We start from the raw sequence: 12,268 nt of genomic DNA, 5'->3' as shown, positions 1-12,268 counted from the left end.
TTATTCCCATTCGACAAATATCATTTCATTCATCCAAGGCAGTTTGATGATGCCCATTCCCCATGGCAGCTTAGCCATAAGTACATCTACTGTTTTGCGCTCCACTTGGAGTTTCCACCCTTTTTCTACCCGGCTTATTTTGCCGTTGCGCTGCAGGAAAGTTTCCCGTAAACCGTCAATACTTGTGTTTTTCAATACAGACCAATGTCCGATAACCGCCTGAAGCAATTCTTCACCTTCAATTTTGAACTCCTGACTGATGTCAATTTCCACATCCAAAACCTGAGAAGCCCCCATCCCGCAAAGGATTTTATTGAGAGGGTAGAAATTTTCAGAATGTTCATTTTCTCCAAATACCAAAAATTGAAGCATCCTTGCAGCCAATGATTGGTCGGATTCAGCCACAAACTTTCCGTTTTCTGTCAGTTGTAGGTTGCTGAAGAGCCCGGCCAAAAATGGATGTAAAAGAACCAAGCCTGCGTTTTCGACAAAAATCTCTTCCTCTATTTCCTGATCCGGGTTATAATTTGGATCCGAAACAGGGGTAGACAATTTTGATGGTGCAATGTTTTTCTCACTTTCAAATGGATTGTTGCTAAGTCCAGGTTTGATGTAGTCCTTTTCCCGGATAATTTTTAAACTGCTGTCCACCACTTTTTCTGTCAAAGAAAGGTTGTTTTCGGAATCTGCCTTTTGAAGCCCAATTCCATTTCTCTGCAAAACCATAGGATCAATTTTAACCATCGATTCCATCAAATAGAAAAGATTGGTTCTAAAATCAGGTGCATGTGTTTGGGAGAGCAAAGAATCCAATATTTCTCTGAGTTCCTGTTCTCCAACCAATTTCAGGCATAAATATTCCGCCAAGTAGGACAAGCTAGCTGTTGAAAATTTTCCAATCAGAACTTGTAAAAAAAAGGTAACTGAAGATGGAGGTTGATTTGGAAATGAATGAAGCAAAGCCACCATCAATTCTTTTTGGAAAGCTGAAGGAGCCTGGGTTTGGAAATAATTCACCAAGGAGACAATAGTGGGATTTGATTTTTGGGTTAAGGATTCAAAAATTTTTGAAATAAAGGCAGAAGAGAAAGAAAGGAAAATCCTATCCAGAGGAACTGAAGACTTTTGAATTGTTTTCTTTAGGTTTTCAAAAAAAGGAGTATCAAGGAGGATTGCGTTTTCCAAAACTATCGGTGATGAAAAAGGACTGTTCCAAGGGAAATATCCTTTTCTCAGAAAATAGAAAAAAACTTCCTCTGCTTTTTTTTCTGCAGGAACAGTTTCTTTTTTTCCCTTAGGAAGGGATTTTAAATTTTGCTCCAGTTGAATAAGAACCTGTTTCAATAAATCCTCTTCCCAGTTTTCATATGAAATCTGCCCACAATCCAGTTCAAGTTTATCAAAGACAACGGTGGCTTTTGGATCTCCATATTTGTCAAAAGCTTTTTCTAAAGCAGGTTTTATTTTTTCGTAAAACAACAAATCAAGACTGTCCTGCACTCCCAATCCTTCCTCCATCCCTTCAAAATCTACCTGAAGGGAAGCTGTATGGATTTTATGGTTTTGGATTCCGGACATCGTATTTCAAGTCAGATGATACTCCCAATTTTCTGAAGTCGTTCTAGATATTTTGGTTTGGTGCTCACTTCCCCATTTTCCTCTGTCTGTGCTATTGCCGCTCCTATATCATTGGCAATCCTAAGGACAAGCTGGGTTTCAATTCGCCCAAATGCGCCGGTTCCCCGCATGGATGCCCACACCATAGCATGCTCCTCTATAAATGAGAAGATATTTTCCATTGGGATTTTTGCCTGATCAAAATCCTCTTTTTGGATACAGACTATATATGTCGCCAAGAGATTTAAGATCCGGTATAGTTCAAAAGCCAAACTTCTGAGTTCTCTAAATTCCATAATAATATTATGCAATAACTGAAGCCACTCCACGAATTGGGAAAGCAATCCGGTATTGACAAATTCACTGACAAAGAATTCGATCTGTTTGTCTGTCGTTTCTCCTGCTATTTGTCTCATCAAAGTAAAGAACTCCTTGATCTGTCCATAAGGGGAATAAATTTCGATAAACCTTTTAAACAGGTCATTGGAGTCAGTATTGTCAAATGTCTCAAAGACTTTGATTATATCGCTGAGTGGTCCGCAGGTTTTTGTCCTGATATCGTCTCCACCATCTCTTACTGCTACCCTTACTTCGACCGAATCTTCGGCACTGTTTCCGCCAACATCAGTCACTTTCAGTCCGAATTTGTATTCCCCGATCAAAAGTCCGGTAACCGTTGTCTTCACCTGATTCGGATTGGTGATTGTCGGGTTCATTGGTCCGCCTTCAAATGTCCAACTGAAAGCAAGTGTACCTCCTTCAGGATCGGAGGAATTACTTCCATCCAATATAACCGTCGCAGCAGTGTTGGGATTCCTGACAAAAACGGACTGATTCTCTCCTGCCTCTGCCACAGGAGGATTGTTTTGCGGAGCCACTACGGTGATGGCAACACTGTCTTCGGCATCGGCACCCCTGTCATCGGTCACCTTGAGTACAAAAACATATTGACCGGGATTTTGGAATATAACTGTGGATTGCACCTGATTGGGGGTATTGATAACAGCTGAAGGACCGCTTTGCTGAGACCAGGAAAACCCTACAATTGTGCCATCTCCATCCGTTGATCCCGATCCATTCAAAATGGCAGTCACCGGAGTGGTAGGATTAAAGTCAATGTCCTGATCCAGTCCGGCGTTTGCAACAGGAGGGTTATTTACAGGGGGATTTACAATAATGATTACGGAGTCTTGGGCAGAAGCGCCTTTGTCATCTGTGACTTTGAGCGCAAATACATATTGCCCCGGATTTTGGAACTGGACAGTGGTCTGCACCTGATTAGGTGTATTGATGACTGCTGTTGGTCCGCTTAGTTGGGTCCAGGAAAATGAAACGATCGTTCCGTCTGGGTCGGTGGATGCAGATCCATTCAAGGTAATAGTAGCAGTATCATTAATCGTTATGTTCTGATCCGGACCTGCATTGGCCACAGGACCTTTATTTTCAGGTTTTTTTTCTTCAGGGATCACATAAGCGATCGGTGGACAGTCACTGCAACAGAGATAGGGAAGATAGAAATCAGCTATTACCGTTCCCTTGGCGATCGGAGTAGCCTGATCCCGGATTTCTTTGTCTCTGATATTGAGTGCATCAAGTACACTTTTGGCTGCGTCTCCGAGATTCAGTTTTTTGATCAGGTCAGAGGCAAATTCAAACTCTGTGCGTTTTGCGGTGATGGCAAGTTCTTGTATATCTTTTCCAATGTTTTTAGAAATACTGGCTTTTTGAGGTTCTGATTTTATTGCCAAACTCTCTTTTGCCAACAAGTTTGTCATGTTATTTCTAGTAAATAAGTCAAGGTTTAAGTTTGGATTTGCCAATTCCGGCAAAGTCAAAACTCTTTCTACTTCACCGTTATATACCAAGATGAAAGTGCCCCCTTTGGTCACGCCGGCCTTATGTTCCAATCCCGGATGTTTTTTGAAATACTCATTGAAATTGATGGCGGCATGGTATTGCTCCAACCTTTTGAGGTATTCTTCCTTCAAGGCAAAGAGTTTTTCATTGGCACATTTGAAAAGCAGTTCATTGTTGCTTGGGGAGAAATACCTCTTGATCTCTTCATTTTCAGAGTTTGCAGCTTCTTTGATCAGGCTGGCAACGGTCTTGGAATATGGAGTCCACAATTTATTGTATGCATCTTCATCGAATTTGTCCAAATCGAAGGAAAGCAGGTACTTCACTATTTCTGCCAATTGCTGCAGGAAAATCAACAACAAATCCGGTTGCTTGATGATATATTCGAAAAATGGCTTTTGGCCAACTATGAAATCTGAAACATTATTGGACACAAAATCAGCCAGTTTTTCTCCTTCCTCTACATCGCGCAGCGCAAGATTTTTGATGATGTCTCCATTGGAAATACTGATAGCCTGGTTTTTGGAAATGTCAGCCTTGATGGTTTTTTGCATGTCCACCAGATTTTTGGATATATAGAAATCCCTTTTCAAGGTCAATCCACCCAGATCTCTATTTGGTTCGATGGTTCTTTTGGGGCGGAGATTACCGACATAGGCCATGATTTGCTGCAACTGGCAAACGATGCCGGTGATCATCACCCGATAATCAGATTCGAGGTCTTCCACATGGCAACGGATTTCTTTGCCGTTCAATATTGCCGAAAAGTCAATGGCATTGAGCGCCAAAACATCAAAAGGAAGGTTGAAACGTTGTTTTTGACGGATGATTTCTGGCAAGGCGGTTCGGTAATTTTTTCCGATATGGCCTTCAATCCTGAATGCATTATACCTTTCGAGGTCATACAAAAGCGGATTTTTGATCGGTTCCGGAGCATCGGTTTGTTGTGCGGCACGGTAACCGAGATTGTACCTTTGGTTGCCGCTGTAGCTTCTGCTAAAGTACCAGACAGGATTGACCGCCTTCCAATCATAGTAATAAGGAATGGCCCTGTAGCCGATAAAATCATTTCCCAAAGTACTTGGGGTAATGGTGATGGGTTCGCTGTTCTGAAGTTTATCTCCGATAAATCCCTTGACCATGGCCACCAATCTTTCCAAAAGTAAGATGGCTTCGTCAGCATTTTTCCCCTGTCCATTTAATATCGGAGAGGATTCAAAATAATGTCTGTTGGTATTCCTTTTTCCCAGAAGGGTGTTTTCATTTGCCAATCCCAAGGTCAGGTGCATGGGATAATCCATTTCGTCCGCACAGCATTCACCAAAAACCTCTCTCATTTTTGCCCTGAATTCAATGTAGGCTTTGAGCAGGTCGTCCACAAAATCATAGAAATACTGCACAAAAATCCTTTGGCCTGTTTTGCCGGACAGCTTCTTTTTGACTGTTATCAGGTTTAAACCTTTCAGTGGATTTTCAGCAGGAAGCCCAAGGGGAACTGCAAATTTATCCCAACTTCGGATGAGGTTTTCGGAAAGCTTGGTCAGGGTACTGTCATCGGTGATCGCCAGAAATCCGTTGAAAATATCCTCCGAGGTTTTCATATCTGCAACAGGGACATTGAAGCGCTTGAGAAGAATGGAATTGAAAGTAATGGCCTTGCCGGAATCGAAAAGTGACTTTTTGACCAAAAGAACCCTGAGAATGAAGTCCATTCTACTGCCCTTGTCATTACAATCCTGCGTGTCACAGTTTTTGAGGTTTATCTGTTCGGCTTCAAGAAATATGGCAACGGCATAATCTTGTTTATTAATAGTACTTATTGACTTTTTCCCTTCAGTTTCTTTGTCGCTGTCAGGGATGAGTTGGAGGATATCCTTGGTGCCAAAATAAGGAACTTTGTCCCGGTTTTCTTCGCCACATTGGGTCAAAAAATACAGGTCATTTGGAAGAACCAGCGGCGAATAGGAGATAAAATGGGTGTAGTTGGTATCACACAACTGCATCAGGTATCCTTGGGAAGTCAATCCGCAGCCCTTACTGATATTGATGGCAGCATTGGAAGTGTTGATTTCCAGTCCGCAGACGATACCTCTGCCCACGAGCTTGATACGCGTCAGCCTTTCCTGCTGCTCCAGGTAGTTCAACAAGTTGTTCAGGTGTCCATTGGACAGCACCTGATCAGCTTCAAAAACGGGGTATGATTGTAAAGGCTGCATGATTATAATTTTTGAGTTCCTAAAATGGTTTTGCCCAGCATGACCGGGTTTTTGTCGGCATCACTTTCTTCACAGTCGTGGAGTGTGGCCTTTGGATACACAGAGTTGAGTTTTGCCAATATTGACAGCATCCTGTCATTGGCCTCCTGATACGTTGCATGGTTATTTCCTGTCGCTTTGAAAGTTGCCAGTTCTTTGATCCAGGAGTTATAACTTGATTCAAATTCCCGAAGCTTCTCATTGCTGACCCAACAGATTTTCAGTTGGACATGGGCCGGGGCTTCCTCCCAGATTTTCTTTTCGAAATACTGACGAAAGGCCATGTCGTCGAAATGTTTTGGCCAATGTGGCAAAACCACCGAAGCCCTGAAGGAATAGATATCCTGCTCGCAGGGACAGTCACAATCCTGCAGACAGACTTCCATCAATTTGAAATTCTTGCTTTTGGGTCTCAAAAGTAGGTGCTCAATCAGGTGAAAGCCCTCCGGGTCATTGCAGTCCATGGCCATTTCTTCGGTGATGTCCTGTATGATGGCAAGGGCATCTGCTTCGGTTGGAAAAGTATTTACACTTTCAAGAATGATCACATTCTGCTTTTTGAGCTTAATTTTTTTGGTAGTATAGTGGTAATTTTCAGGGTTGGTTCCCAATTCCATCACTTCAGTCAATACCGCTTCAGCTTGTGCTTTGTCCTCAAATTTCTTGGAAACCAGTCTGATTCCGTTCCTGGAAGTCAGGGAAAATGAATGCATACAGTGGATTGTTTCTCCGACTTCTTTTTCCGCGCAAATGATCTCAACATTTTTGATACAATACAGAAACCGTCTTGTAAAATCACTGATTCCGGTCAAATGGCTGATTCGTTTTTCCAGTCCGGACACATTATCGGTATCCCAAAGCCTGGTTTCATCAAGTTCAAAATTTTCATCCTGTGGAAAATAATTGAATGCCAAGGACCTGGAATAGCTGATTTCGGGATAGGCTTGCAGGGTCCGGATTTTAATGTCGATGATTTCCTGAGGTTCGATTTTTTCAAGACTGATGTTGTCGAGGTTGATTCGGTACATGAGTAGGGCATAGTCATTGAAAGACTCTGCAAACCGGGCAAGAAGATGGTCTAGAAACCTGTTTCTTCTCTCAAAAAACAGGTTTTGATTTTCGTAAAGTCTTTGCCATAATGCCTGACTTTCAGGATCGAGCGGATCGTTGGCTATGGCTTTTTCCAAATCTGTATGAAGGACACCGTCTATTTCCCGGATGTTTCCAAGGTATTGGGCAAAATAGGTTTGCCTGATTTCGTCAGTAGAAAAGAGGCTCTTGGCATTGGAAAGCTGGGAATTAAAATCGGCCAAGAGTTGCTCAAAAAACATCAGGTACCCTTTCATCTGCTGCTGCTGTGCCTTTCGGAGATTGTCTGCATGTGAGGGAAGTCCAAATTCCCCTACGCCATAGACCATCGGCAAGTCGTATTGGACCGGCCAATAGTTCATGGTATCTCTTTGTCGTCCTTTGGGAACAGGGAGATCGGCAAAAGTGGGAACCAACTTTCCGATGGACCTTTGGGCATGAAGCAACTGAACGGTATCCCGTACTTCTTCATATTGGGACAAAAACGGAAAACCATCTTTGAAAAAAAGGATTTTTGAAAAACCGGTACTCATCACAGGCTTTTGCAAGGAAGCTACAGGCATGCTCCAAGAAATTCCTTTTTGGCCGGCGACCGGTTTTCCACCGCTATCATATTTCGTCATCAGAAAATTTCTGATCCCCTTTATTCCCTTGATATCCATCAGTAAATTGATGATATCGGAGGCATAGATGACTGATCTCAGCTGTGCGTTTTCTATTTCTTCGGTATCGATAAAGCCATGTGCCAGTCTAGGTCCCTCAAAAATCTCTTCCGTCGGAACGCCTTTTTCCGTCATTTCTTTTAAGGTAAAAAATGAAACCGGAGGATTGAGGTAATTCTCAATGGTGTAGTAAATCTCAGCCTGCACTTGCTCGATATCGGTATCTGCGGTGACATCGACATCAAAGCAAAATGCGATTTCCTCAGAATCAATGGGTTCTACGCTTACAAAATCCTCACACAGGTTTCTGTTTTCATGGAGGGTCTTGATGGCGTTTTTGAGGATAGTATCGGCTTTGGATATTTTTTCCAAATAGCTTCCCATAATCAAGGTTGCAAATGGAATGTCCTGCAACATAAAAGCCACATGGCTGTCAAGAATTTTTCCTTTGGATGGGTTTTTTGGGATGCTCACTTTAAATGGAACCTCCACGATTTCTCCATCCGGCAATTCGATTTTGAAATGATAGAACCAATTCTTAGCAGGATTTTTTTCAATAGTAAAAATGGAAGTATCAGCCGTGAGAACTTTTTTGTTTACCTCTTTGATGCTGGGTAGTTCAAATTTGAGTTGAAACTCGCCGGCTTCCATATCGACCATGGGAGAAAAAGAAAAGGGGATATTTTCCAATTCAATGTCCCCGGTGTTGAGGTCTCCGAGTTCGAGGTCAATGGAAAGATCCACCAAGACCGTATAAAGTCCCTTTAATACCAATTTCTGATCTGTTTTCCCGTACTGTAGTTTGTCCTCCTTGCAATTGAGGAAAATGGGGACTTCCTGTTTTGCGTCGGTAAAAAGCCAGGCATTGTTGATTCCGGGGATGTCTACCAACAGTCTTCTATAATCTGTAATCGTCAAAGGCGCAGAAGTCAAGATCTGCCTAGCCGTGAAAAAAGTCTGCCCGGTAGCTTGGGTTATGAGGTCTTTGATTTCAAAATGGGACCTGTACCCGAGTTCTGTGATGGCATAGCAAAGTGCCTCCAAGATGGTTATCCCAGGATCATGGCTGTTATAATCCGTCCAGATATTGCTAGACAGTTTTTCGATATAGCCCAATCCTTCCTGACGTAGCCGCTCAAAGTCCAAAGAATGGGCTAGAATGGGATTTTTTGGTATGGTCGGAGAGGTCTTCATCAGCAGTCGCAGGTTTGGATTACTTGGATGATATGGCGTGGAGCGGATGGATTGGATTCCTCAAAATGCGAAACCAATACCGATCTCGAACCCAATGCGGTAATTTCCTCTAAATCAGAGTTCTTCTTGGCGACTTTACCCTCCTCGTCTCTGATGATGTGGTGGATTTTGAAGCAACTGAGAAAATCCACATAGGGTCTTTCTTCCACAAAATTGATGAGGGTTGACTTGTTGATTTTTCCTCCGAATGTGATCTTTTGGTTGCTATCCCAGGCCCAAGGACAGAGAAACTGCTCGATTTCTATGTCGAGGAGATTTCTGTAAAACACCTCGTCCATGTTGTCATGAAACCTGACTTCAAACTCCAGCTGCACTTCCTCAAATTGTGGGTTGACCACATGTAGCTGCGCAAATGGATTTTTCAGTTTTTCAAGAAACAGACTGATATCGGTAAGTGTGGAAATGGGAGTATAGGGTCTAAGGGGATTGATGTTGGTTTTGTTTTTGAGGTCGGGAATGCAGATAACAGTCACATGTCCGGGGAAGTTTTCGCAGAAAATATTCTCTCCGTTTTTTTCATAAAACCCGGTATGGTTGAGACATTTTGTCTGGTAGACGGAGGTGAACTCCTGTAGAATCAAATGCTCATAATCCCAGATGCTGATAGCTCTTTGTTTATGTCTTAGCCGCTCGCTGACCCTTTGGTAATAGTCAGGGTCGCTTTCCCTTTCCCTTCCGCCTGTAGAATCAGCAGGTTGGGATATGGATTTGATGGCACTGTCAGAAAGTTTCAGTTTGCTGATCGTGCCTGCAGGAAGGAGATTTCTGAATTCAATGCCTTCCTGTTCGGATTGGACCAATTCGGCCAAGGCACCTTGGGCTTTGATATCTATGATTTTACAGACTGCGTCTGTGTTTGCAGCGACGGAAGCCTTGACCCAAATGAGCCCTGAAGTAAAAGCAGTATGAATCAATCCCGCTTCTTTTGGAATGCTCAAGGTTACTATTCCTGTTCTTGTGAGGTTGATTGTCCCGTCGATGACTTGATTGTCCTCAAATACCGACCATAGGTTTTCTTCAATTAAGAATGACCAAGTGACGGTTTCCTGGTTTTTCAAAGGGTTGGAACTGCCATCAGCAAGAAGAAAAAGCAAATTAATAGTTATAGGAGTTTCGGTTTTTGCTATTCCTATTAACAGCTCCCCTTCTTGGCTGAACCGGGGGACAAGCGACATTTCTCCGGGTATAGGCTTATAATACCCAAAAGGAGAGAGGTTAAAAAATGCATGTTTTGGATTTGATATTCCATTGATCGGGATGCTTTCGGATGCATTGTAATCTATGGAAAAAGACTCCGAAATGACTTCTTTGGGAACAGGAACGGAATTGCCGGATACTTTCAACAAACCCGAAATCTCAGCTATTTTTTCAAATTGGGCGCTTATGTTATGCTCAAGTCCTATATTCTCCACCGCTAAGGCCTTTGCCGAAAGTGTTTTAGTTTCAACTTTGGAAGCAACCATCGGCTGAAAACTTCCCTGTTGAGAATTGATCACGATGTTGTCAAGTGCCTTATTGACATCGGACATATGGGTTGCAAGGGAATATGCACTGGTATTTAGCCTGATTCGGAGAAAACCCTCATAGGATTTGGCTCGAAGGAATTCATTGCTTCTGAAGTCTAGGGAAGCCTGTTTGAGAAGATTGCCGGCTGTGTTTTTCTGAACCAGATAGCCATTCCCATCTTTGGGAAATGGATAAGATTCCCAATCGTTTCCATGGAGGTATTCACAATAGATGGGTACCGAAATGGGAAGGTTGATTTTGATATAGTCCAGCTTTTTTTGGAATATTTCTCTGGAACCAATGTAAAAACTCGCATTCAGCTTGGGAAAATCACCAAAAGGTTTGAAAGGTTTGGACGCATCTATAGAACCGCCGTCGCTGCTCAGTGCCAGGTCTTTGACACCAATCACATTGACTTCCACCTTGATGGAGGCTATGGGATTATTCATCAGATCGGCATACCAAATATGGCTTGCTCCCTGATCGAGATATGCCATCAACAAGGGTAAAGCGGTATTGAAGTTTTTTTTATGGGTCTTTTCGAGGTATGGAAGAATCGGGGGCTCCTCCACCCCTAGAAAAAACTCAAAGTTCAAATCATTTTGATTTTCGGAAAATGTGGCATCCACCCTTTTCGAAACCCAATCTTTTTCTCCGGTGAGGGTGATATCGAATGGAATGGATTTTTGATTTCTGAGTATTCCAAATCTAGAAATGGCCGTTTTTGATCGGAGCGGATTTTCAAAGTTGACTGTGATCTTGACCGTTCTCTCTCCTTCTTTGAGAAAGAGAAGATTGGAGGCTATTGCAAATCCTGCTTCTTGGGAAGGCATCATTTTTCTGTCCCCAAAGGCAAACCAACTTTTATCCTCTCCCTCGAATTTGCCACCGAGTCCATCAGGACTATTGATGGCAGGAAATGCCAAAAGACTTTTGTTATGGATTTGAAAGGCTTTGATTTCCTTCACTTCAGCCTGATTGAAGACCACATCCTCGGTCAGGCTGTAGTGCATTTCTTTCCCGTTTGGATCTTTTCCGCCTTTTAAAAGCGTTCCTTTCGGCAACAAATGCTGTTGGATGTGTTTTTGAAGTCCGATGGTCAGATGGACCTTGTCCGGAACAGGGTTTTGGTTTTTAAGCCTCAAAACATCCTTATAATAGAAATCCAGGTGTCTGACGCTAAAGTCATTGAGGCTGTTTTGTGCAGTGTTGAAAAGTTTCAGAAATGCCAAGAACAAGCCATAATGTGGTTCGTGGTTGGAATATTCATTCAGGGATTTGGTAAAAAGTTCTTGGGCTTTTTGAAGAATGGAAGATATTCCGCTTAGCAATAGGGAAATCTGGTTATTGAAAAGATTGTGGTTGATGACATGGCTGATTTTTTCCCTGGTCTCGGTTCCTGGAATGGTGATTTTCAGTTTTTCAGAAGTGAGAGAAAAATAATTCAATGTCAGCGCTTGGTGAGAATCAATGGTGTTCAGCGGAGCTGTATTGTCGGTCTGATTAGACGTGGATAACAAAGCTATATTGTCCGCCCTGAAATTATATAGTTTTGAAAATGGTGTATTGAGTTTGGTTTGGATAACAGACTTGATGGTTTGTTGGTGGTCTATTTCCTCCTTCAAAAATCCACACTGCTCATCAATAGTTTTGGCCAGAGAAAAGAGTAAATCGAAAAGGAATTTGAACTGTAAACTTGCTTCCGCATCATCAGAAGCAGCGATCCCAAGTTTGGTTCTTTTGTAAAGGAGCTTGATATAGTCCGACACTTCAAGCATATCAAGTGAAAGCAAAACAGCCAACACTACCGAAATATCCACTTTCATTAAGGATTCCCAAGTGCCTGCATCGGTATTATCCAAATCCTTGTATTTGATGTAGGCTGCATATTTTTTTGCAAAGAGGATCAAATCTTCCATAGACCTTTCGTCCACCTTGGCAAAGGTGGGAGGAAGGGCTTCCAGTTTTCTTGTCAACCGGTCTACTCCTTCTCTGGTCAATGGGTTTTTGTCGTTGCAGGCCATAATG

General features: G+C 42.5%; 4 protein-coding genes. All 4 read right to left on the bottom strand.

Annotated features, from left to right (window positions below):
* From DQW11_RS06555 to DQW11_RS06540, 4 genes are read right to left on the bottom strand one after another with little or no spacing between them, the layout of a single operon-like run.
* On the bottom strand, window positions 1-1,578 hold the full coding sequence (locus DQW11_RS06555) for a contractile injection system tape measure protein (RefSeq protein WP_113923269.1): 1,578 nt from the start codon (window positions 1,576-1,578) through the stop codon (window positions 1-3).
* A gap of 11 nt (window positions 1,579-1,589) precedes the next feature.
* Window positions 1,590-5,690 (bottom strand): PKD domain-containing protein, encoded by a 4,101-nt coding sequence (locus DQW11_RS06550; RefSeq protein ID WP_113923268.1) that lies wholly within the window; start codon window positions 5,688-5,690, stop codon window positions 1,590-1,592.
* A gap of 2 nt (window positions 5,691-5,692) precedes the next feature.
* Entirely contained in the window at window positions 5,693-8,674 is a 2,982-nt protein-coding gene (locus DQW11_RS06545; protein WP_113923267.1) for a hypothetical protein, read from the bottom strand.
* Window positions 8,674-12,264: a baseplate J/gp47 family protein gene (locus DQW11_RS06540; protein ID WP_113923266.1), complete on the bottom strand. Its 3,591-nt coding sequence runs from the start codon at window positions 12,262-12,264 to the stop codon at window positions 8,674-8,676. The genes DQW11_RS06545 and DQW11_RS06540 overlap by 1 nt, the downstream gene beginning before the upstream one ends.
* Window positions 12,265-12,268: the final 4 nt, after the last annotated feature.

Origin of the sequence: Cognataquiflexum aquatile (genome assembly GCF_003316845.1) — a bacterium.
Lineage (GTDB): Bacteria > Bacteroidota > Bacteroidia > Cytophagales > Cyclobacteriaceae > Cognataquiflexum > Cognataquiflexum aquatile.
Note: the sequence above shows the minus strand (reverse complement) of the source record. Positions and strands in the feature narration are given on the sequence as shown.